This window comes from uncultured Marinococcus sp., assembly GCF_947493875.1.
Classification (GTDB): Bacteria; Bacillota; Bacilli; order Bacillales; family Marinococcaceae; genus Marinococcus.
In genome coordinates this window covers 133003-155179 of the sequence record NZ_CANLSU010000004.1, presented here as the reverse complement: position 1 = coordinate 155179, position 22177 = coordinate 133003, and the positions used below count along the sequence as shown (strand labels likewise).

Sequence of the window (22177 nt, the reverse complement as noted above, 5' to 3'; positions counted from 1 at the left end):
AATATGGGCTATCACCAGGAAATCCAGCCGCCGCTCCGCACGATCATGACCCCGGGACCGGTGGAGGCGGACCCCCGGGTGCTCCGTGCCATGAGTACCCCGGTGGTCGGCCAGTTTGATCCGGCCTTTACGAGTATTATGAATGAAACGATGGAGCTGTTGCGCCGCATCTTTCAAACTGAAAATGAATGGGCCTTTCCAGTGGACGGAACCTCCCGTTCAGGTATTGAAGCAGTGCTTGCGAGTGCGATTCGCCCGGGGGACCGGGTGCTCGTGCCTATTTACGGGCGGTTCGGGTATTTATTGACCGAGATCGCTGAACGGTACGGCGCAGAGATCCACACGCTTGAAAAGGAATGGGGCACTGTCTTTTCCCCGCAAGAGGTCATAGAGGAAATGGATCGTGTGCAGCCGGATATCGTTGCGATGGTACATGGGGAAACGTCGACTGGCTGCATTCAGCCGCTTAAAGAAATCGGGCATGCCTGCCGGACGCGCGGAATCTACATTGTAGTGGATGCGGTGGCAACGATCGGCGGAGTGCCGGTCAAAACAGACGAATGGTGTCTCGATGCGGTTATCGGTGGGACACAGAAATGCTTCAGCGTTCCGTCCGGCATGGCTCCACTGACGTACAATGACCGTCTCGAGCGCCGCTTTCAGGCACGTAAAAAAGTGGAGCGGGGGATTGCGACAGAGGCAGACAAACAGCCGGAGGCACCGATGATCCGGAGTAATTACTTCGACCTCAGCCAGCTGCAGGACTACTGGGGCCCGCGTCGTTTGAACCACCACACCGAAGCGACATCGATGGTTTATGCGCTTCATGAAGGCGCGAGACTGATCGTCAACGAAGGGCTTGAAGCCCGTTTCGCCCGGCACCGCTACCACGAGGAAGCACTGATGGCCGGTTTACAGGCAATGGGTCTGTCCTTGTTTGTAGAAGGCGAAACGAAGCTTCCAGTCGTCACCTGCATCAACGTGCCGGAAGGCATTGACGCAGATGAAGTCCGCAAAATGCTGCTCGGGCAGTTTGGCATTGAAATTGCCTCGTCCTTCGGGCCACTGCACGGGAAAATCTGGCGCATCGGCTCCATGGGCTACAGCTGCCGGAAGGAAAACGTGCTGGCCGTGCTCGGAGCGCTCGAATCAGTGCTTTTATACGCCGGAGCCCCGGTGAATCCAGGCACTTCCCAGCAGGCAGCGCTGTCCTTTTACATGCAGGAAGAAGATACAAAAGCAGCGGCTGAAGTATAGGAGGACACATAAAGAATGTATGATCTGCTGATTAAAAACGGAGCCGTCGTCCGCCCCGGCGGCACAGAAACAACCACGGTGGCAGTCACGGACGGAAAAATAGCAGCCCTTGGCGTATCTGATGAAACCAAAGCAAAAAGCGTAGTAGACGCTGATGGAATGCTCGTCATGCCGGGAGCGGTAGACGTTCACGTTCATTTCAGCGAGCCCGGCCGGGACTGGGAAGGATTTGAAACAGGGGCCCGGATGCTTGCAGCAGGCGGCATCACTACTTATATGGATATGCCGTTAAACGGTATTCCTTCTACGATCACCACTGAAAACGCAGAAGAAAAAGCGGCGCTCGGCCGGCAGAAATCCGTCCTGGACTTTGGGCTTTGGGGCGGACTCGTGCCCGGAGGAATAGAACATATTCCGGCCATGGCGGCCCGGGGCATACGCGTATTCAAAGCCTTCATGTCGCCGAGTGGGAATCCAGAGTTTGAACGGGCGGATGATGAAACGCTGTTCCGGGGCATGCAGGTAATTGCTGAACACGGAGGATTGCTCGGTCTTCATGCAGAAAGCGCGCCGGTAGTGAGTACGCTCAGCCGGCAGCTTGAGGAAGAGGGGCGTACGCAAGCGGATGATTATTTAGCCTCCAGGCCGGTGGAAGCAGAGCTTGAAGCGGTGCAGCGCGCCCTCGTTTTTGCAAAGCAGACAGGCTGTCCCCTGCATTTTGTACATATCAGCTCTGCCGAGGCAGTAGAGGTGATTCAGCGCGCAAAAGCAGCCGGGCAGGACGTTACGCTCGAAACCTGTGCCCATTATTTAATGTTTGACCACGAAGCACTGCGAACGCGCGGCGCCGAAGCAAAATGCGCGCCTCCGTTACGGGAGGCCCCGGTACAGCAGGAGCTTGTGTCGAGATGGAAGCAGGGCGACATCGATATGGTGACCTCCGATCATTCACCGTGTCCGGAGGAGCTGAAAGAAGGCGGGCTGTGGCAGGCGTGGGGAGGTATTTCGAGCGGCCCATACACGCTGTTAAGCGTGCTCGAGCTCACGGCGGAGCACAACCTGCCGTGGGAGCAGGCAGCAGCGTGGACCGCGGAGATGCCGGCGGAGCGTTTTGACCTTCATCAGAAAGGGTGCCTCGAAGAAGGCAAGGATGCAGACCTTGTGCTGGTCGATCTTCATGAAGAAACGGCAGTGACACGCGACACAATGCATATGCGTCATAAGCACAGTCTGTTTGAAGGGCATCGTTTTCCGCACCGTATCCATTCAGTCTGGCAGCGGGGCATAGAAATTTATAACGGAAAAACTGATACATTTACAAACAGAAAAGGAAAGTGGCTGCAGGAATAATGATCCGGCAGCCACTTTTTCAGCGCAGAAGGCGGTTGATGAATTTACGTGCTGTACGGTTGGCGGACCGGCGTGCGAGGCGCTTTCCCAGTGAGCCGTTTTTGGCTGCCTTTACATCACCGGAAACACGGTTTGCTTTTAAAATCGTACGTGCGAGCTTTTGAAAAGCCATATGAACACTCCTTTCCTTGAAACAATCTTTGTATTGTATATATCCGTATTTGCACAAAAATAAGCCTCCAAATGAATATTCATTTGGAGGCCTGGCAGCGGAAAAGCTTATTTCAGCAGCCACTCGTGATCCGGGTCATTATGGAACTTCCATTTGCGCACCGGTCCGGCCATCACATTCAAATAATAAGCCTGGTAGCCTGCAGGAGCCGCCACCGGGTGGTAGCCTTTAGGTACCATCACGACATCGTTGCTGTTTACTACCATCGTTTCATCAAGATCTCTTGGATCGTCGTAAACGCGGTGAATCAGAAACCCGCCTTCTTCCGGATCCACCTTATGAAAATACGTCTCTTCAAGATAGGACTCGTGCGGAAGGTTTTCGGTATCGTGCTTGTGCGGCGGATAGCTCGACCAGTTTCCTTCCGGTGTGTATACCTCCACTACCAGTACGCTCTCGGCTTCCTCGGAGTCCGGGAGGATATTATGCACTCTCCGGGACATGGAGCCCGAGCCGCGGTCTTCTGTGCCTACATCATCCGGACCGATCAGGCGGGCGTTATACTTACCGGTTGCAGGAGCCTTACAGACGGCGAGTTCAATATCTGTAGTCGCCTTTACCTCAAAGCGGTCCCTAGCCGGAACGTATACCGAATACGGCGGTATTTTTTCGAAAACACTCATCCGCCTGCCGAGGTTTTCAAAGGAGTCATTGCTGGTCTGGATGTCTGCTTTGCCGCTTAACAGGACGAGGCATGCTTCGTTATCGCCGGTCTCTGCCTGAATGCTTTCGCCCTCCTGCACACGGTACACCTGAAAGCCGACATATTTCCAGCCGGCGCTTTCCGGGGTAACATCATGGATTTTTTGGGCGGTGGTATCTGGTTTTACGACTAAGTTTGGCACACATAAACACCCTTTCTAAGAGATTTCAATTGTTTCGGATTCTACATCGGCAATATACACGGTTTTCTTTTCTTTCCAGGCTTTTGCTGCAGCCAGGGCAGCCGTCTGGGCGGCAATGCCGTCATCGCCGGTGCAGACAGCCGGAGTACCGGACTGTACGGATTCAGTGAACATCGCAATCTCGCGCTCGAATGCCGTCTGATAGCGCTCCAGGAAGAAGTGCACCGGCTTTTCCGATTTAATAAAGTCCTCCTGCCACCACTCCACCTGATGAATTGGCTGGTTTGGTACCGTGGCTGCCCCGTTGGAGCCAAAAAGCTCGAGACGCTGATCATAGCCGTACACTGCCCGCCGGCTGTTTTCAATCACACCGACGGCCCCGCTTTCAAACGTTAAAGAGATAATGGCCGTATCAATGTCACCGTAATCATTGAACCGCTTATCGGTCAGCGCGCCGCCGTGCACAGAAATCGCTGCGATATTTTCTCCCATAATATATCGGGCCATATCAAAGTCGTGAATAGTCATATCCACGAACAGTCCGCCGGAATTCGCCACGTATTCCATTGGAGGCGGGGAAGGGTCGCGTGAAATGATCTGCAGCATCTCAGGGGCGCCGATCTGGCCGTTTACACGCATTTTCCGCACCTGCTGGAAGGAAGGATCAAAGCGGCGGTTGAAGCCGAGCTGAAAAACAAGGCCTGCTTCCTTGGCCGCCTTAACGACCCGGCGAGATTCTTCAATATCAAAGCTGATTGGCTTTTCACAAAAAATATGTTTCTTATTTTGAATGGCCGTATCAATGAGAGAGATATGCTCTGAGGTGGCAGCGCAGATAAAAACGGCATCAATTTCAGGATCATGAAGAATATCTTCGGCGCTGGATGTTACGTACTCCGGAGAAAAGGCCTGCTCAACCGTTTCAAGAGCAGAGGCGTTTATATCTGCGACCGCCCGGAGAACAGCGGCAGGAAGACGATGAAGGTTTTCTATATGCAGCCGGCCGATGCGTCCGGCACCGATAACACCTATATTAACCATAGACGGAGCCTCCATAAAATGTATTTTGAAGAAAGCGCTTAACTTTAATGTGAATTATACATTAATGAATCGCTTACATCAATCGGAGAATAAAATTTTTCAGAAAACATACATTAGTCTAACACTTTTACATAGAAATTAAAGAAAAATCAAAAAAATACTTTACATCTGAATGCGCTTTCTTTAGAATCAAACGTATAGAAAAGGAAAGCGCTTAACCATAAATCGATTAAAATAACGAAGGGTGGTTATGTTTTAATGGAATTTCCCAAAAACCGTTCAAGGGATCTGGCTGGCATGGGCCGGCTGACGATTGACATGAACGCGAATGAAATCAACCGTCCTATGGAAGAAACACGGACGTTTACGAAATATGTAGGAGGCTCTCCGGCCAATATTACGATCGGAGCATCGAGACTCGGCCTCAGTACCGGCTTTATCGGCAAAGTGGCAAACGATCAGATGGGTAATTTTATCCGGGGCTACTTTGAAGAAAACAACATCAATACAGAAAATGTAAAAACAGATGACACGGGCGCGGTCACCGGGCTTGCCTTCACGGAAATTATCAGTCCAGAGGACTGCAGTATACTTCTGTACAGAGACAACGTGGCGGACCTGAAAATCAGTCCGCTCGAAATTTCCGAGGAATACATTAAAAATACATCCGCGGTAATGTTTTCCGGTACGGCGCTTGCCGCAAGCCCTTCCCGCGAAGCGGTCTTTCTGGCGGCAGAATACGCGCACAAGCACGGAACGAAGGTGCTGTTTGATATTGACTTTCGTCCGGCGACGTGGAAATCAAAGGAAGAAACGGCGACGTATTACAACCTGCTGGCTGAAAAAAGCCATCTGATTATTGGCACAAGAGACGAGTTCAATATGATGGAAAACATGGAGTCTGAAATGGACGGAAGCGACGATAAGACCGCCGCAAAATGGTTTAACCATTCGGCAGAAATTGTGCTGATAAAACACGGAGCCGAAGGGTCATTTGCCTACACGAAGGACGGGGATTATTTCACCGGGAAAACCTTTGAAACCGAAGTGCTGAAAACATTCGGGGCCGGAGACGCCTACGCCTCCTCCTTTGTTTATGGTCTGATGCAGGGCTGGGAAGTTGACCGGGCGATGGATTTCGGAGGTGCCTCCGCTGCCATTGTCATTTCCAGGCACAGCTGCTCGGAAGCGATGCCGAATGCAAAAGAAGTACAGGAATTCATTGATGAAAGTGTGAGAAAAGGTACCATAAAGTCCTAAGAGGCCAAGGTGCTCAGGTATAATCATATGAAGTACTTCAAAAAGCAATTCTACAATCCGTTTATATAGAAAGGACGATGAAGATATGCAGGAACAAGCAGTAACGACCCTGAAAAATTTGATCGGCGGCGAATGGGTGGCGTCCCGGTCCGCCACCGACAAGGTATACAACCCGGCCACCAGTGAGGTGATCGCGCACGTGCCGCTCTCCTCGAAGGACGAAGTGGACGAGGCGGTGAAGGCGTCCAAAGCGGCGTACCGCGACTGGTCGAAAAAGCCCGTTCCGCAGCGCGCCCGCATTCTGTTTGCCTACCAGCAGCTGCTCATCAGCCACTGGGACGAGCTCGCCGAGATCATTACGCTTGAAAACGGCAAAAACCTGAAGGAGGCCAAAGGCGAAGTGCAGCGCGGCATCGAGTGCGTGGAATTTGCCGCCGGGGCCCCGACGCTCATGATGGGCGACCAGCTGCCGGACATTGCCACCAACATCGAGTCCGGGATGTACCGCTACCCGATCGGCGTGGTCGGCGGGATCACCCCGTTCAACTTCCCGATGATGGTGCCGTGCTGGATGTTTCCGCTCGCGATTGCCTGCGGCAACACGTTCGTGATGAAGCCGTCCGAGCGGACCCCCATGCTCGCGAACCGGCTGGCCGAGCTGTTCGAGGAAGCCGGGCTTCCGAAGGGCGTATTGTCCGTGGTGCACGGCGCGCATGACGTGGTCAACGGACTGCTGGAGCACGAGGACGTGCCGGCAATTTCCTTTGTCGGCTCCCAGCCGGTGGCCGAGTACGTGTATACAACCGGCACGGCGCACGGCAAGCGCGTCCAGGCTCTCGCCGGGGCAAAAAACCATACCCTCGTGATGGAGGATGCGGATCTTGATAACGCGGCCTGGCAGATTTTAAACGCCGCCTTCGGCTCCGCCGGGGAACGGTGCATGGCCGCTTCCGTCGTCGCGGTGCAGGACAGCGTCGCCGACGAGCTGGTGGCAAAGATTCAGGCGTATGCCGACGACGTCACCATCGGCAACGGCCGCGAGAAGGACGTGTTCCTCGGGCCGGTCATCCGCGAGGGCCATCTCGAGAAAACGAAGGCCTACATTGACAAAGGCGTCGAGGAAGGCGCAACGCTCGTACGCGACGGCCGCCAGGACGAGGTCGCCAAAGAGGGCTACTTTATCGGGCCGACGATCTTTGACCACGTGCAGCAGACAATGACGATCTGGCAGGACGAAATCTTCGCGCCGGTCTTATCCATCGTGCGGGTGCCGGACCTGACCGCCGGCATTGCCTGGGCGAACGAGTCCCGCTTTGCGAACGGCGCCTGCCTGTTTACGAGCTCCGGGCATAGCGTCCGCGAATTCCGGGAAACGATTGACTCCGGGATGCTCGGCATCAACGTCGGCGTGCCCGCCCCGATGGCGTTCTTCCCGTTTTCCGGCTGGAAGGATTCCTTCTACGGCGATCTGCATGCGAACGGCAAGGACGGGGTGGAATTCTACACCCGCAAAAAAATGGTCACCGCCCGCTGGTAATCGTACAGCTTCAGCACAATAGCACAACTCCCAGACTGTCTTCTCTTTCCTTTCTATTCTGAGAGAGGAGAAGGCAGTTTTTTCTTCTATAAAACGACAACAGGAAGGGGATTTTTATGCCCGTATTAACAACAGCACAAGCAATCGTACGTTTTCTGGAGCAGCAGTATATTGAATGGGACGGTGAAGAAATTCCGTTTGTAGATGGAATGTTTACGATCTTCGGTCACGGTAACGTGCTCGGCCTCGGCCAGGCTCTTTCTGAAGCGAAGCGGCTCCGGGTGTACCAGGGAAAAAATGAGCAGGGCATGGGACATGCAGCCATATCGTATGCCAAACAGAATAATCGTAAACGCATCATCGCCTGCACGTCCTCTGTCGGACCTGGCTCTGCCAACATGGTGACAGCGGCGAGTGTGGCAACGGTAAACAACATCCCGCTGCTCCTTTTTCCGGGAGACATCTTCGCAAGCCGCCAGCCGGACCCGGTGCTGCAGCAGGTGGAACAGCCTCATGACTTAACGCTTTCCACTAATGACGCGTTCCGTCCGGTAAGTAAGTTCTGGGACCGTATTACAAGACCCGAACAGCTGATGACTTCCTTAATCCAGGCGATGCGTGTACTGACAAATCCGGCGGAAACCGGTGCAGTTACCGTGTCCGTACCGCAGGACGTCCAGGGGGAAGCCTATGACTTTCCGGAATCGTTTTTCCAGAAACGGGTTCACCGTGTTTCGAGAAAAGTTCCGGATGAGCGTTCGGTAAAGGAAGCGGCAGCCTTGATCCGGAGCAAAAAGCGTCCGTTCATCATTTGCGGCGGAGGCGTCCGCTATTCAGAGGCAGGAGAAAGCCTGAAAAGAATGGCTGAAGCCTGGAACGTGCCGATCGCAGAAACGCAGGCCGGAAAAAGCGCGGTGGAAAGCACGCATGAGTGGAATGTCGGAGGTCTTGGTGTAACCGGGAACCTGGCAGCGAACACGCTCGCTCCAAAGGCGGATGTCATTATTGCGGTAGGCACGCGCCTGGCTGACTTTACCACCTCCTCGAAGCAGCTGTTCCGGAATGAAAACGTCGAATTTATTTCGATCAACGTGTCGGAATTTCACGGAGTGAAAATGGACGCCTCACCGTTAATCGGGGACGCGCAGGCCGTGATTGAAGCGCTTGTAAACGAGACCGGGGACTACACGTCCGAGTTTAAAAACGAGACCGAAGAAGCAAAGGCGGCCTGGGCCAGGGAAAAAGAGCGGCTTTATTCCATCCGCTATACGGAGGAAGGATTTACACCCGAAATTGCCGGTCATCTTGACGAGGAGCTGCAGGAGTACCGTAAAGTACTGGGTACGGACCTGGCGCAGACAACAGCGCTCGGTATTGTAAACCGGGAAATCGATGAAGATGCTGTAGCCGTCGGAGCAGCCGGAAGCCTGCCCGGTGACATGCAGCGCCTGTGGGAATCGAGTCAGAAGTACCGGTACAACATGGAGTACGGCTATTCCTGCATGGGCTATGAAATTTCCGGAGCATTCGGGGCCAAGCTTGCGGAGCCGGACAAGGAAGTATACGCGATGGTCGGGGACGGCAGCTTTTTGATGCTGCACTCGGAAATGATTACAAGCGTGCAGGAAAACAAAAAGATTAACGTGATGCTGTTTGATAATTCCGGCTACGGGTGCATTAACAACCTGCAGATGGGTAATGGCATGCAGAGCATCGGAACCGAATTCCGTCATCGTGATGAAGCAAAGGATGAAATGTGCGGCAGCGTGATGCACATTGACTATGCGAAGGTAGCCGAAGGCTACGGTCTGAAAACGTACCGGGTGACCACGGAGGAGGGATTGAAGGAAGCTATCGCTGATGCGAAAAAGCAGACAGTATCGACGCTTATTGACGTAAAGGTGCTGCCGAAGACGATGACCGGGGATTATGAATCCTGGTGGAATGTCGGCGTTTCAGAGGTTTCTGAACGAGAAAGCGTACGGGAGTCCTTTGAAGACAAAGAAAAGCAGCTGCAGCAGGCCCGGAAATATTAAATGGTCAAACGCGTTCAGAGCCCCGGCTTTGGACGCTTTTTTGTAATGGGAGATTATATTTTTGATAAATCGCTTACATTTTTTCCGTTTACCCCTTGAATTACCCGGAAGGAAACGATAGTATAAACATAAGTTAAGCGCTTACTCAAAAAGTATAATAGCTGTAAAAACAGTGCAGGAGGTTCTGGGACGTGAATAAAGTTAAGGTTGGAATACTCGGAGCGGGGCACATCGCTGCAGTGCATGCTGCCCTTTTAAAGCAGGACGAGCGGGTTGAAATTGTTGGGATTGCTGATATTTTTGAGGATAAAGCGAAAGAATTGGCCGCAGAAGCAGGCCCGGACGTTCGCACAGCGGGGTCCATCGAAGAGCTGATTGCGCTAGGCGTGGACACTGTCTATGTCACTACGCCAAACACGATGCATGTTAGTCCGGTTCTTCATTGTTTAAAGAATAATGTAAACGTATTCAGTGAAAAGCCGATGGCCACCTCGGAAGAAGAAGCAAGACAGATACGCGATGCCGCATGGGAATCCAAAGCGTGCTACAACCTTGGCATGAACCGCCGCTACGCCTATGTATACAAAAAAATTAAAAGCTACATGGACTCCGGACAGCTTGATGCGTATTCCGCCCATTTCAAAATGAACCGGGGAGAGCTGCTGCATCCTGCCTGGACGTCTGATCCGGCGAAGACCGGAGGCTTTTTATACGAAACGCCTTTTCATTTGATGGATCTCTGCCGCTATTATTTCGGAGAAGTAAAGAAGGTGAAATGCGAAGCAACGCAGGCTGTATCAGACAGCGAACCCGATAACTTTGCGATACTTTTGACCTTTGAATCCGGCATGATTATGACGTTTAATACCTTTGCCCATTCCGGGTGGAGCTTCCCGTTTGAAGCAATTGAAATCTACGGAAAATACAGCACAGCATCGACCGCTGAACTCGAAACCGTGAAAATTGCCTGCGGCCTTGAAAGTGAAATTGATTCCTCTGATTACCACCTCATGCCTGTCAGCAAAAAATGGGGCTATGAAGAGGAGGACCGGCTGTTCATTGATGCTCTGGTCAATGGAACAGAACCGCCGGTAAATGCGGAGGAAGCGTACAAATCCACCTTTCTGCTGACAAGCATTTATGAAAGCGCTAAAACCGGTAAAGAAATAAATATTGCCGATCAGTTAAATAAGGTACTTTCTTAAGATAAAGAAAGCAGGAGTGGAAAAAACCGATAGAAGAGAGCGGACAAGAAAACACAGGAGGTGTACGAATGGCACAGAACGATATAAGGGTAGCAGTGCTTGGACTAGGGCGGCTTGGGCTGTTTCATGCAAGCAATATGATGAACAAAGTAAAGGGAGCCGAGCTGGTGCTGGTATGCGATCCACTCGCCGAGCATGCCGAAATGGTGGCTGAACAGCTTGGGGTGGAACGCTGGACGTCCAACCCTGAAGAAGTGTTTGCCGATCAGGAAGTGGACGCCGTGGTGATTGTAACGCCGACCAGTACGCATGCTGACATGATTACAAAAGCGGCCCGCAGCGGCAAGCAGATCTTCGTGGAAAAGCCGCTGACCTCCACCGTGGCAGAAGCTGAAGAGGTGATTAAGGTCGTGGAAGAGACCGGCGTTGTCTGCCAGGTCGGCTTCATGAGAAGGTACGACCCTGGCTTCCATGATGCCAGGGAGCGCATTGAAGCCGGCGAAATCGGCAAGCCGATTTATTTTAAAGGATTCTCCAGAGATAGCGGTTCCCCGCCTGCCTCCTTCATTAAAAATAGCGGTGGGATATTTCTGGACTGCTCCATTCACGACTATGACATGGCCCGGTATTTAATGGGCTCGGAAATTTCTTCTGTGTCCGGCCATGGCCGCATTCTGATCAATTCCTTCATGGAAGAATACGGCGATGTCGATCAGGCGATTACGTATTTGGAGTTTGAAAACGGAGGCGCCGGAGACGTAGAAGCAAGCAGGACGTCCCCGTACGGCCACGACATCCGGGCAGAGATTATCGGTACCGAAGGAGCCATCTTTGTCGGTTCGCTGCGAAACAGTGATGTGACGGTGCAAAGCAGTGCCGGGAGCAATCACGAAATAGTGCCGAATTTCCAGACGCGGTTCCGGGAAGCGTATATCCTTGAGCTCGAACAGTTTATTAAATGCGTCAAAGGAGACGAAGAGCCGCGGGTCACTTCACTGGATTCCAAAATCAATATGCAGGTAGCACTTGCAGCCACCGAATCGTTTAAAAACAATGGGGAACGCATTTATATGAAAGACGTGCATCAGGATAAGGTTTATACCGACTAAAGCAGAGGCGGAAACTATAAGAAAAGGGGTGCAGCATATGGCGGGACTTGGAAACTACGAGTTCCATCTCGGAATTGCAGCTATCAGCTGGGTGAATGATGATATTCCGGGACTGGGCGACCACTATTCATTGGATCATATTTTAGGAGAAATGCGGGAAATCGGGTATGAGGCTACTGAAATGGGGCGGACATTTCCGCGTAACCTCGCGGAGTTAAAAGCGATTCTCGAAAAGCACGATATTACGCTTGCCAGTAAATTCGTCGGAACGCAGTTTTCCAACCTGCAGCATAAGGATCAGGAGGTCCGCGATTTCGAAGAATGGGTCCGGTTTTTAAAAGACATGGACTGCGAATACGTGATCGTCTGTGAAATGGGCAACTCGATGCACTGGGATAAGGATGATCCGGATAAAGCAAGAATCACAGCACCGTCGGAAGCACAGTGGAAAAGCATGGTGGACGGCTTAAACGAGGCTGGGCGCATCGCAAATAAATATGGGCTCGAGCTCGTGTACCACCCGCATGCCGGAACGATTGTAGAACAGCGCGAAGACGTCGACCGCCTGATGGCAGAAACCGACGAGGATGCTGTGTCACTGCTGTACGATACCGGTCATGCCTTTTTCGGCAACTATGACCCAATGGATCAGCTGACACGCTACTACGACCGCATTAAGTATGTACACTACAAAGACGTCCGTGAAGACATCTGGAACAAAACAATTAAAGAAAACCTGACCTTCCGGGAAGCCGTGCTCGAAGGACTGTTTACCGTGCCGGGGGACGGCTGCATTGATTTTGAACCTGTCCTCGAAGAGCTGATGAAGCGGGGCTACCAGGGATGGACAGTGGTAGAAGCAGAGCAGGACCCGGACGTCGCCCCGCCGTACAAATATGCAAAAATGGCAAAGGATCATCTGGATGAAACAATGGAAAAGGTTCTGGAAAAATACGGGGAAAAAGCCGGCAGATAAACGAACTAGGGCATTTCGAGTGAATATCGAAATGCCTTTTTCTTCTATAAAGAGCCTGAACGCGGGGAGGTCCGCAAAGACTGTTGTTTCGTCCTGGGTGAAAAAGCTGAAAAGAAAAGACTCTCCCGGTGGATAGGAAGGAACGGAGGATTTATAATAAACGAAACGACAAAAATGAGGAAGATAAAATGAGAACGACAATTTACGACATCGCTGAGCGGGCGGAGGTTTCAATCGCTACAGTGTCAAAGGTGATTAACAACAAAGGAAAAATAGGAGAGAAAACCAAACAGCGGGTGCTCGCCATTATGGATGAACTCGATTATCAGCCGAGCACGGTGGCTTCGGCCCTGACGGGAAAGCAGACGAACACGATTGGCCTGCTGGTTCCTGATATTGCCAACTCTTTTTTTGCCGAGCTTGCGAGAAGCGTGGAAGATACAGGACACGCCGGCGGATTCAATGTTGTTATATGCAATACCGACAACAATCCGGAAAAGGAAATTCAATATTTATGGTGGCTGAATCAAAAAAGAGTGGATGGTATTATTCTGGGAACAGGAATACAAAACACGAAAGCGCTGCAGGATTTTATGAAACAGAACATTCCACTCGCGCTCGTGGCAAGAGACGCTTCCGCAATTGATGTAGACACCGTGCTCGTCGATGACCACCGGGGCGGCTACGAGGCTACAAAGCATCTGCTCCAGGCAGGACATACCCGGATTGCTTTTGTGGTAGGCGAGATGAATAACTCGAGTGATACGGAACGGCTGAAAGGCTTTTATGAAGCGTATGATGAGTATGGAATAAGCCGGGAGGAAGCGGTACTGGTAAAAGACAATCATTCGATTGATGATGCCAAAAAGTCGATGCTTGAGGCTCTGCAGAATGATCCCGGGATCACTGCAGTGTTTGCTTTAAATGACTTTCTGGCGATCGGCTGTATTCAGGCAGGTAAAGAAGCGGGGCGGCAGGTTCCTGAAGATTTGTCTGTTGTCGGCTTTGATGATACATTTATTGCTACGCTGAGCGATCCGCCGCTGACTACAGTAGCGCAGCCCATCCTTGAAATGGGGCGGCTGGTGACACAGATGCTGGTGGACCGGATCGGAGGCAAAAACGAAACGACACGGACTGTTATTTTAAATCCGGAGCTGCACGTACGTAAGACGACCGCAGGCATAAAAGAAGCAGAAAGGGATGTTACCAGCTCATGAAATATAATACGCTTGGAAAAACAAACGAAGAGGTCTCTGTCGTAGGTATTGGAACGTATCAGTTCGGCGGTGAATGGGGCAAAACCTTTACTCAAAAGGAAGTGGACGGACTGTTTGAAGCAGCAAGAACGGAAAATCTTAATTTTATTGATACCGCCGAATGCTACGGAGATCATCTCGCGGAGGAACTGACCGGCGCGGCCATTCAAAAGGACCGTGATCAGTGGTTTGTAGCCTCCAAGTTCGGCCACCATTTTCACGGGCCGAACGATCGGACCCGGCATTATGATCCGGAGGATGTGCAAAAGCAGCTCGAAGCATCCCTGCGGGCACTTAAGACGGACTATATTGACCTTTACCAGTTTCATTCCGGGACAGACGAAGAGTTTCAGGATGATAAGCTGTGGACGATGCTCGATAAACAGAAAAAAGCCGGCAAGATTCGCCACCTCGGTCTTTCCGTAAAAAAACAGGACTACATGGATCAGATCAGGCAGGCAGAAGCTGTTGGAGCAGAAACGATACAGCTCGTGTATAATCGTCTGGACCGTAAAAACGCTGAAGAAGCTTTTCCGGAATGTGACCGCCAAAATCTCGGCGTTATCGCAAGAGTGCCGATGGCGAGCGGCTACTTAAGCGGAAAATATACACCTGGGGCTTCCTTTGAAGAAAATGATGTCCGGCACCGCCATCCGCAAAACGAGCAGGAAGCGGCTCTTCAGGAAGCCCTGCGGCTCAAGGAGAATCTGCCGGACGACGTGCCGCTTGCCCAGTGGGCACTTGCCTGGTGCCTGTCCAATTCAAGTGTGGACGCGGTCATTCCCGGCTGTAAAACACCGGAACAGCTCGTAAGCAATGCCAAAGCTGTAGACCTTCTTGATGATAAAGACACGGCCCTGTTCACTATCTAACTGAAACAGCTGACGCCTTTTCCGGAATAGGAAAGGGCGTTTGGTATATAAAAAACAAAAAAATGTTTTTGCATCAAAGCTGTTGTTTCTTTCGGGGACCGGAAGGGAATAGTGGGGTAATAATTCATAAACAGGAAGGGTGATGGAGAATGGCAGAAGTAGAATACTGGAAACAGTTTGTAGTAGAGCCATGTATGCTCGAAGCGTCAAAAACTGAAGTGTCTGACGTGTTGAAGGTTTGGAAGAACGGGGAAAAGGATGCAATCGTGATGGTGGACGACGACAGCCGGCCGGTAGGTATTCTCGATGAAACAAAGGTGTGGAACCACATCTACAAGGAAAAAAGCCTTGATAAAAAGATTAAGGACGGATGGATTTTAGAAGTGTCCCAGATTACTGAAGGACAGGTTCCGGAATCATGGGAGCAGCAGTACCCGCCAATCGCGGTCGTAAACAAAAAGGGAAGAGTCACCGGTGTCTGGACGGAAAAAGCGTTAAAGGAGCTACATACATCTGAAACGGCTTCTTCTCCTACCTTCCGTCCCTCCATCGCCTCCTTCCGGCGCATTATAGGGGAAAATGAAGAGGTGCACCGGGCGATCCAGACGGCGAAGCGGGCCGCTAAAACGAAAACCCCTGTCTGGCTTTCCGGGGAAACGGGGACAGGCAAGGAATTGTTTGCCCAGGCGATTCATCAGGAAAGTGGAAGAACCGGAGAGTTTGTAGCGGTAAACTGCGCCTCTATCCCGGACACTCACCTTGAAGAAGAATTATTCGGAAAGGAAGTCCCAATGCAGCCCCAGCAGGGCTCTGTCGGTTTACTTGAAGCAGCTCATGAAGGTACGCTGTTTCTCGATGAAGTAGGCAATATGTCTATGGCGATGCAGGCAGCGCTGCTGCGGGTGCTTGAGGATTCATATGTACGCAAGATCGGCAACGCGGCCCCAATTCCGGTAAATATGAAGATCATTTCTGCCACTAATGAAAACATCGAACAGCTGGTGGAGGAGGGGAAATTCCGCAGGGATCTGTACTACCGTCTGCACGTGGTACCCGTGGGTCTGCCGCCGCTCCGTGAACGGTCCGAGGACCTTCCGCTCCTGGTGGAATACTATAACACGCACTTTTCCACTGAACTGGGCGTGAAGCCGCTAAAAATAACAAACAAAGCCATGGAGGCCATGAAGCAGTACAGTTGGCCGGGGAACATCCGGGAATTGATGAATGTCATTGAACAGCTTGCCGCAATGCACGACGGTGGGAAAATACGTACTGAAGATCTTCCCATCTCTTCTGCAGAAGCCCGTGAAGCCGCTGAGCCCGTTCAGACGTCCCGGACCGAAAGCGCGAACGCAGCAAACTGGAAGGACCAGAAATCAGCCCAGGAGCAGAATATGATTAAGCAGGCGCTTGAAGAAGCAAACGGTAATAAAACAGAAGCTGCCAAAAAGCTTGGAATCCACCGGACGACATTATACAAAAAAATGCGTGATCATCAGATGTAATGCAAAAAAGCAGGCGCGCGCCTGCTTTTTTATATACGGAAAAATATAAGGGTCATGCCTTTTTTTCTTCATAGGCATAAACTGACGAGGTCCGGAAATATAAAAACAATGCCCCAATCGTCAGCAGTATAATGCCTGCCGTAATTTGATACAGATACTGATAGCCGACAGCGTTCACTAAAAGCCCGAGAAAAAAGGAGCCGAGAGCGATGCCGGAGTCAAACATAATAAAAAATGTAGCGGTGGCATGCCCGCTTCGGTGCGGCTCGGCCGCCTGAATGGACATCGTCTGAAAACCGGGAAGAAGCGTACCGTAGCCAAGGCCGATCAAAGCGGCAGACAACAGCAGCATCCAGCCGGCAGTAGTAAAGCTGAGCGTTACGAGGCCGATGGCAAAAATCAGCAGACACGGGTACAGAACAGCTCCCGGCCCGCGGGTGTCAAATAACGGTCCGGCCACCGGGCGTGAAGCAATGACGACCACAGCGAACACAAGAAAAAAGAAACTCGATACCTGGATCAGACCCATAGCTTCGGCAAACAGTGACATGTATGAAATGACGCCGGCGTAGGAAAAAGAAGCAAGCAGGCCGATAGAAGCAATTGGAAGCGCCCGCAGTTCAATAAAATCATGAATGGAGAGCTTCTGTTTTTCGCTATTCGGCGCGGCAGGGGTCCCCGGGTCCCGGGCAATGGCCGCACACCAGACGCCGACAATCATAAAAATGCCAAGCAGTACAAATAAAAGGGCGAAAGGAGCAAACTGTATCAGCGTCAGTCCTATGAACGGCCCGATCACGACCGCGACATTCATCGAGGTCGTGAAATAACCGAGGCCCTCCCCGCGGCGTTCATTCGGGATAACATCTGCAGCGATTGCGCCGGTAGCTGTACTTAAAATGCCAAAAGGAATGCCATGTACAAACCGGAGCAGAAGCAGGCCGGTATACGTATCAATAAAAAGGTATAAAAAAGTGCAAAGGACAAACGCAGCAGCACCCCAGACCATTGCGCGTTTACGTCCGGTTTTTTCCATAATTTTACCGGCAAATATCCGGGTAATGATGGTGGCAACGAGCATAATCGTGACGATAAGCCCGCCCTGGGCGCTGGTGCCGCCGAGATTGCCGGTAACAAAAAGGGGCAGTGTGGTTAAAAGAGAGTAGAATACGGTAAAAACCATGAAATTGGTAATCGTGATACTAATAAAATCCTTCGTCCAGATAGGGTGGTCATAACGGCTCACTGTTCCACGCTCCTTTCCTTCGTAATTTTTCCGAGCAGCTCATGCAGAGCTTCCCGTTCCGTATCTGACAGCTGCGCAAGCGAATGATTTTCTGCTTCTGCCACCCGCTCTTTAATCCCGGGAAGCATTTTTTTCGTGCTGTCGGTAAGATGAATGATCTGCGTGCGCCGGTCCTGTCCGGGGCGTTTTTCAATCCAGCCGTTGCGCTCCATTGTCGCAATAGTGCGGGCAATCGTCGGCGCTTCCACCTGCAGATACTTCCGCATGTGAACCTGGGTGGCCGGTCCGCCGGTATCAAGCACATACATAATCATATACTGCGCATGGGAGAGGCCGAACGGGGCGAGTGTTTCGTTTAGTGTATTCGAGAGCGTACGCGACCGCTGATGGATCATATGAATAAGCTGATCTGATTCCATAGAAAAGAAAGCTCCTTTTGAATTTAATTAGCATGCTAATTAATTACAGCTTTACCAGTATACGAAGTATTTGAATAAAGGTAAACACTGGAAACGATTACAGGAAGCAAAAAAAATAATAAAGCGTTTGCAATTTAGAGTTGGATATTTTAGAATGTAATAAATCGTTTTACTAAAACGTTTTATCAGGAGGGAAGCTATGCGAAAAAATGTGACGCTGCGTGATGTGGCAAAAGAAGCAAATGTCTCCACCAGCACCGTGTCCCAGTTTATGAACGGTCGTTTTACATATATGGGCGAAGAAACAAAAGAACGTATCGAGCAGGCCATCGCCCAGTTAAATTACCGGCCGAATGCGATTGCAAGAGGGCTGAAGCAGCAAAAAACGACGACGATCGGCGTTATTATCGCAAATGTGGTGCACCGGTTTTCCACTCTGGTGGTCAGGGCTATTGAAGATATGTGTATTAAATACAATTATCATGTCATTATCTGTAACGCCGATGACGACGAAATGAAGGAAAAACAATACATCGATATGCTGATGGCAAAGCAGATTGATGGAATGATTATTATTCCGAGCAGCCAGGACCGAAAAAATTATGAAGACATTCTGAGCTATCAAATTCCATTAGTATTTCTGGACCGAACAGTGGATCAGTCAGATGCTCCTTCTGTGGTGGTGAATAATTACAAGGCTTCCTACGAGGCGGTAAAGCATTTAGCCGACAGGAGCTACCGAAGAATTGGTTTTATCGGTCCGGAGCTGAAAATGAATACCAGAAAAGACCGTTTCCGCGGCTTTGAGGACGCGCTGCAGGCAGAGGGAATCGCTGAAAACAAAAGGCTTGCATATCACGGGGAGGTGAGCGGCGCCCGGGAAGCATTAAAGGTCATGATGAAAGAGCAGCAGCCCCCGGATGCACTGTTTATCTCTAACGACCGCATGCTCGTAGAAGCATTGACATTTGCCAAAGAAAATCAGCTCAATATTCCTGAAGACCTTGCTCTGGTGACGTTTGATGAAGTGGAGTACGCTGATTTCTTTTCCCCATCACTGACAACCATTGAGCAGCCGGCCTATCAAATGGGTGAAAAAGCAGCAGAGCTTCTGCTGGAACAGGTGAACAACGGCGTGCCGGCAGAGAAATTGAGCCGTGAATATGTGTATCAGACAACCTTTCATGTACGGGATTCCACTGGAGCAAAAATATAAAAGGAGGTTTTGAATGATGAAAAAAGTAAGCGTTGCCATAGCGGCGATCGCCGCTGGAATGCTGGCAGGCTGCAGCAGCGGCAGTACAGAAGACACAGCCGGGGCTGAAGAAAATGTTCATTTAGTTGCCGCCACCCAGCTTGATGATCAGAGTCCCTACGCTGTCGGCCTGAGAGAATTTAAAAAGGTTGTAGAAGAAGAAAGCGATGGAAGCGTTACGGTGGAGGTACACACGAACGGCTCACTTGGCGGAAGTGAAGCAGAGCTTGCCCAAAGCGCGGAGACCGGATCGGTGGATCTGGTGGTCGCTTCTCCCGGGTATTTGGCCCAAAAGGTAAAAGAAGTAGATTTCTTTTCCATTTTGTATTTGTTTGAAGACCGGGAGCACTGGACGAAAGTGGTAGACGGTGAGGTAGGCGATGAAGTGGCACGCGTAACGGAAGAAGAATCAAACTTCAAAGTACTTGATTACTGGTCAGCAGGCACACGCAATTATTACGGAACGCAGCCGGTGGAAACACCGGAGGATTTAGAAAATAAGACCGTCCGGACTCAGGATTCACCGGTAGTGACGGATACGTGGCAGGCGCTCGGTGCACAGCCGACGAGCGTAGCCTGGAATGAAATGTACCAGGCGCTTCAGAACGGATTGACGGATGCAGCAGAAAATGATTTTACCAATATTTATTTAGCCAGTCATTACGAAGTAGCGGATCATCTGTCACTCACGGAGCACGACGTTACAACACGGGTATTTTTCACCACCCAGGAAGCGTACGACAGTATGAATGCAGAACAGCAGGAGGCAGTTGATACAGCGGTACAGAAAGCAACTGAAACCGCTCGTGCAACTGATGAGGAATTGGCCAGTGAGTACAAACAAAAGCTGCAGGAGGAAGGTATGGAAATCAACGAAGTGGATAAAGAAGCCTTCACAGAGCAGACGGAAGACGTACGCAGGGAAGCGGTCGAAAGCCTTGGAATGGAAGAGGAATATGAGAGAGTCCAGGAATTAAAGGATGAATAGGTGGGTGAGAAGATGAGAGCGTTTATCGATAAAATACAGCGAATGTTTTTGTGGGGAGGCGCAGCCGCTTTTTCTATTTTCTTTATATGCGTAGCGCTGCAGGTAATGACCCGTTATATTCCAGGAATAGCCTTTCTCTGGTCAGCCGAGGTGGCCACATATGCCTTTATATGGATGGTACTGCTCGGGGCGGCGGCAATGGTCAGGGAGCGCCAGCATTTTACTGTGAGCATCCTTTTGGAGAAGCTGTCCGGCAAGTACCTGCTCGCGCTCCAGGTAATTATTCATTTCTTTTTAATCCTGTTCGGTCTCGCGTTTGTGATCCATGGGATCCAGATTACAGCGCAGTTCAGCAGCTGGACGCTGAACTACCTGCCTGGAGTCAGCCAGTTTTTCATTTGGCTGCCTGTACCAATTGCCGGGGCGGGGATTATGCTGTTTGCGTTTCAGAATGCAATGGATCACTGGCGCCACTACCAAAATATTGTGGAGGTGAATAAACAATGATAACCGCGATTGGACTTATACTGCTCTTTTTAATATTGATGGTTCTTGGCATTCCTATTGCCTTTGTGATTGGTATTGTCAGCTATATCGGCTTTCTCGTTATGGGAACGGTGCCACTTGAAGCCGTTATTCAGCAAATGTTTGTCGGGTTGAACTCGTTTATTTTACTTGCTGTGCCACTGTTTATCTTTGCGGCAAACATCATGAACCGGGGAAAAATATCCGAGAGGCTTATCCAGTTTGCGGTGTCACTCGTCGGTCATATCCGCGGGGGCCTGGCGCACTCCAACGTCGTTGTTTCCATGTTTTTCGGAGGCATATCCGGAGCGTCCACGGCTGATACGGCCGGAGTGGGAAAGATTCTGATCCCAAGCATGAAAAAAGAAAAGTACAGCACAGAAACGTCAGTGGCTGTAACCGCCGCATCCTCCACGATGGGCATGATCATCCCTCCATCGATTCCAATGGTTATTTACGGAAGCCTGGCCGGAGTGTCGATTGGCCAGATGTTTATCGGCGGAATTATTCCAGGACTATTAATCGGCGTTGGCTTAATGGTGTTTATATCAATCATCTCAAAGAAAAATAATTATCCGAAGCATGACCGGCTCGACACAAAAGCGATTGTCAAACACGGCATCCGGAGCTTTCCACCGCTGCTTACACCGATTATTATTCTCGTCGGCATCATGGGTGGCTTTGTGACACCGACCGAAGCGTCGATCATCGCCTGCATTTATTCGTTTATTCTGGCGTTCTTTTTTTACAAAAGCATCCGTCTGCGGGACATGCCGGACATCGTTATTGAAACATTGAAGCTCAGCTCACTTACCCTGTTTGCGCTGGCGACCGCTACATCGCTTGGAAGACTGATCAGCTATAATAATATTCCGGCCCATATTTCATCGTTTTTCCAGGAATCAGTGCCGTACGCGTGGCTGATGATTATTCTTATTATCTTATTGTTTTTATTTGTCGGCATGTTTATGGATACCGTGCCTTCGATCATTTTGTTTGTGCCTATTGTGCTGCCGGCGGCATCAGAGCTCGGTCTCGACCCGATTCATGTGGGGATTGTCGTTCTTATGTGCCTGGCTGTAGGACTGGTAACGCCGCCATACGGCCTGTGCCTGCTGCTTGCAAGCGCGATTGGCGGGCTTTCCATCAGCCGCTCCTTTAAAGCGACGATTCCGTACATTGGCATGATTCTGGTTGTGATTTTAGTAATTGCATTCGTGCCGGGCATTTTCATGTGGCTGCCGAATGCATTTGAATAAG

The 22177-nt window shown here is 50.9% G+C and carries 20 protein-coding genes; 15 read left to right on the top strand and 5 right to left on the bottom strand.

Annotation, left to right across the window (positions count from 1 at the left end; genetic code table 11):
• The first annotated feature begins 3 nt into the window (after window positions 1–3).
• Window positions 4–1257 carry an alanine--glyoxylate aminotransferase family protein gene (locus Q0757_RS09035; protein ID WP_298786483.1) on the top strand — a complete coding sequence of 418 codons (1254 nt, stop codon included), beginning with the start codon at window positions 4–6 and terminating at the stop codon, window positions 1255–1257.
• 15 nt (window positions 1258–1272) lie between these two features.
• Entirely contained in the window at window positions 1273–2607 is a 1335-nt protein-coding gene (gene allB / locus Q0757_RS09030) for an allantoinase AllB (protein ID WP_298786481.1), read from the top strand.
• A 19-nt stretch (window positions 2608–2626) separates the two neighbouring features.
• Here the strand turns inward: allB and Q0757_RS09025 are convergent, their stop codons facing one another.
• From Q0757_RS09025 to iolG (Q0757_RS09015), 3 genes are all read right to left on the bottom strand, one after another.
• Entirely contained in the window at window positions 2627–2779 is a 153-nt protein-coding gene (locus Q0757_RS09025; protein ID WP_176967760.1) for a hypothetical protein, read from the bottom strand.
• A gap of 107 nt (window positions 2780–2886) precedes the next feature.
• A complete protein-coding gene (iolB, locus tag Q0757_RS09020) occupies window positions 2887–3684 on the bottom strand; it encodes a 5-deoxy-glucuronate isomerase (protein ID WP_298786479.1) in 798 nt (265 codons plus the stop codon).
• 15 nt (window positions 3685–3699) lie between these two features.
• On the bottom strand, window positions 3700–4725 hold the full coding sequence (iolG, locus tag Q0757_RS09015) for an inositol 2-dehydrogenase (RefSeq protein ID WP_298786477.1): 1026 nt from the start codon (window positions 4723–4725) through the stop codon (window positions 3700–3702).
• 258 nt (window positions 4726–4983) lie between these two features.
• Between iolG (Q0757_RS09015) and iolC the strand changes: the two genes are divergently transcribed.
• The 9 genes from iolC to Q0757_RS08970 all read left to right on the top strand — a co-directional run bounded on the left by iolC (window position 4984) and on the right by Q0757_RS08970 (window position 16484).
• Complete coding sequence (gene iolC, locus Q0757_RS09010; protein ID WP_298786475.1) at window positions 4984–5985, top strand: 5-dehydro-2-deoxygluconokinase; 1002 nt, start codon at window positions 4984–4986, stop codon at window positions 5983–5985.
• An 85-nt stretch (window positions 5986–6070) separates the two neighbouring features.
• Window positions 6071–7522, top strand: coding sequence for a CoA-acylating methylmalonate-semialdehyde dehydrogenase (locus Q0757_RS09005; protein WP_298786473.1), 1452 nt, complete (start codon window positions 6071–6073; stop codon window positions 7520–7522).
• A gap of 116 nt (window positions 7523–7638) precedes the next feature.
• The gene (iolD, locus tag Q0757_RS09000) at window positions 7639–9558 is read left to right on the top strand and encodes a 3D-(3,5/4)-trihydroxycyclohexane-1,2-dione acylhydrolase (decyclizing) (protein ID WP_298786471.1); all 1920 of its coding nucleotides are present in this window, start codon (window positions 7639–7641) and stop codon (window positions 9556–9558) included.
• A 191-nt stretch (window positions 9559–9749) separates the two neighbouring features.
• Window positions 9750–10763, top strand: a complete 1014-nt coding sequence (locus Q0757_RS08995) for a Gfo/Idh/MocA family protein (protein ID WP_298786469.1) — start codon at window positions 9750–9752, stop codon at window positions 10761–10763.
• A 68-nt stretch (window positions 10764–10831) separates the two neighbouring features.
• A complete protein-coding gene (iolG, locus tag Q0757_RS08990; protein ID WP_298786467.1) occupies window positions 10832–11872 on the top strand; it encodes an inositol 2-dehydrogenase in 1041 nt (346 codons plus the stop codon).
• 37 nt (window positions 11873–11909) lie between these two features.
• Window positions 11910–12848: a myo-inosose-2 dehydratase gene (iolE, locus tag Q0757_RS08985; RefSeq protein WP_298786465.1), complete on the top strand. Its 939-nt coding sequence runs from the start codon at window positions 11910–11912 to the stop codon at window positions 12846–12848.
• Between the two features lie 188 nt (window positions 12849–13036).
• Entirely contained in the window at window positions 13037–14068 is a 1032-nt protein-coding gene (locus Q0757_RS08980; protein ID WP_298786463.1) for a LacI family DNA-binding transcriptional regulator, read from the top strand.
• Window positions 14065–14979: an aldo/keto reductase gene (locus Q0757_RS08975; RefSeq protein WP_298786461.1), complete on the top strand. Its 915-nt coding sequence runs from the start codon at window positions 14065–14067 to the stop codon at window positions 14977–14979. Before Q0757_RS08980 ends, Q0757_RS08975 begins: the two co-directional genes overlap by 4 nt.
• A 149-nt stretch (window positions 14980–15128) precedes the next feature.
• Window positions 15129–16484, top strand: a complete 1356-nt coding sequence (locus tag Q0757_RS08970) for a sigma-54-dependent Fis family transcriptional regulator (RefSeq protein ID WP_298786459.1) — start codon at window positions 15129–15131, stop codon at window positions 16482–16484.
• A 52-nt stretch (window positions 16485–16536) separates the two neighbouring features.
• Here the strand turns inward: Q0757_RS08970 and Q0757_RS08965 are convergent, their stop codons facing one another.
• Together Q0757_RS08965 and Q0757_RS08960 are read right to left on the bottom strand one after the other, a co-directional pair.
• Complete coding sequence (locus Q0757_RS08965) at window positions 16537–17730, bottom strand: MFS transporter (protein ID WP_298786457.1); 1194 nt, start codon at window positions 17728–17730, stop codon at window positions 16537–16539.
• On the bottom strand, window positions 17727–18149 hold the full coding sequence (locus Q0757_RS08960) for a MarR family winged helix-turn-helix transcriptional regulator (protein ID WP_298786455.1): 423 nt from the start codon (window positions 18147–18149) through the stop codon (window positions 17727–17729). Before Q0757_RS08960 ends, Q0757_RS08965 begins: the two co-directional genes overlap by 4 nt.
• A 199-nt stretch (window positions 18150–18348) precedes the next feature.
• Here Q0757_RS08960 and Q0757_RS08955 point away from each other — a divergent pair, with 199 nt between their 5' ends.
• The 4 genes from Q0757_RS08955 to Q0757_RS08940 are packed head-to-tail and all read left to right on the top strand — an operon-like array spanning window position 18349 to window position 22176.
• Complete coding sequence (locus Q0757_RS08955) at window positions 18349–19365, top strand: LacI family DNA-binding transcriptional regulator (RefSeq protein ID WP_298786452.1); 1017 nt, start codon at window positions 18349–18351, stop codon at window positions 19363–19365.
• 13 nt (window positions 19366–19378) lie between these two features.
• Window positions 19379–20392 (top strand): TRAP transporter substrate-binding protein, encoded by a 1014-nt coding sequence (locus Q0757_RS08950; protein WP_298786450.1) that lies wholly within the window; start codon window positions 19379–19381, stop codon window positions 20390–20392.
• Between the two features lie 12 nt (window positions 20393–20404).
• The gene (locus tag Q0757_RS08945; RefSeq protein WP_298786448.1) at window positions 20405–20899 is read left to right on the top strand and encodes a TRAP transporter small permease; all 495 of its coding nucleotides are present in this window, start codon (window positions 20405–20407) and stop codon (window positions 20897–20899) included.
• On the top strand, window positions 20896–22176 hold the full coding sequence (locus tag Q0757_RS08940) for a TRAP transporter large permease (protein ID WP_298786446.1): 1281 nt from the start codon (window positions 20896–20898) through the stop codon (window positions 22174–22176). Before Q0757_RS08945 ends, Q0757_RS08940 begins: the two co-directional genes overlap by 4 nt.
• Window position 22177 lies beyond the last annotated feature (1 nt).

What these genes read in the sequence shown, in the direction of transcription:
- Q0757_RS09035 (WP_298786483.1), top strand. Translation starts at nt 4, where the DNA reads ATGGGCTATCACCAGGAAATCCAGCCGCCGCTCCGCACGATCATGACC.
- allB (WP_298786481.1), top strand. Translation starts at nt 1,273, where the DNA reads ATGTATGATCTGCTGATTAAAAACGGAGCCGTCGTCCGCCCCGGCGGC.
- Q0757_RS09025 (WP_176967760.1), bottom strand. Translation starts at nt 2,779, where the DNA reads ATGGCTTTTCAAAAGCTCGCACGTACGATTTTAAAAGCAAACCGTGTT.
- iolG (WP_298786477.1), bottom strand. Translation starts at nt 4,725, where the DNA reads ATGGTTAATATAGGTGTTATCGGTGCCGGACGCATCGGCCGGCTGCAT.
- iolC (WP_298786475.1), top strand. Translation starts at nt 4,984, where the DNA reads ATGGAATTTCCCAAAAACCGTTCAAGGGATCTGGCTGGCATGGGCCGG.
- Q0757_RS09005 (WP_298786473.1), top strand. Translation starts at nt 6,071, where the DNA reads ATGCAGGAACAAGCAGTAACGACCCTGAAAAATTTGATCGGCGGCGAA.
- iolD (WP_298786471.1), top strand. Translation starts at nt 7,639, where the DNA reads ATGCCCGTATTAACAACAGCACAAGCAATCGTACGTTTTCTGGAGCAG.
- iolG (WP_298786467.1), top strand. Translation starts at nt 10,832, where the DNA reads ATGGCACAGAACGATATAAGGGTAGCAGTGCTTGGACTAGGGCGGCTT.
- iolE (WP_298786465.1), top strand. Translation starts at nt 11,910, where the DNA reads ATGGCGGGACTTGGAAACTACGAGTTCCATCTCGGAATTGCAGCTATC.
- Q0757_RS08980 (WP_298786463.1), top strand. Translation starts at nt 13,037, where the DNA reads ATGAGAACGACAATTTACGACATCGCTGAGCGGGCGGAGGTTTCAATC.
- Q0757_RS08975 (WP_298786461.1), top strand. Translation starts at nt 14,065, where the DNA reads ATGAAATATAATACGCTTGGAAAAACAAACGAAGAGGTCTCTGTCGTA.
- Q0757_RS08970 (WP_298786459.1), top strand. Translation starts at nt 15,129, where the DNA reads ATGGCAGAAGTAGAATACTGGAAACAGTTTGTAGTAGAGCCATGTATG.
- Q0757_RS08960 (WP_298786455.1), bottom strand. Translation starts at nt 18,149, where the DNA reads ATGGAATCAGATCAGCTTATTCATATGATCCATCAGCGGTCGCGTACG.
- Q0757_RS08955 (WP_298786452.1), top strand. Translation starts at nt 18,349, where the DNA reads ATGCGAAAAAATGTGACGCTGCGTGATGTGGCAAAAGAAGCAAATGTC.
- Q0757_RS08950 (WP_298786450.1), top strand. Translation starts at nt 19,379, where the DNA reads ATGATGAAAAAAGTAAGCGTTGCCATAGCGGCGATCGCCGCTGGAATG.
- Q0757_RS08945 (WP_298786448.1), top strand. Translation starts at nt 20,405, where the DNA reads ATGAGAGCGTTTATCGATAAAATACAGCGAATGTTTTTGTGGGGAGGC.
- Q0757_RS08940 (WP_298786446.1), top strand. Translation starts at nt 20,896, where the DNA reads ATGATAACCGCGATTGGACTTATACTGCTCTTTTTAATATTGATGGTT.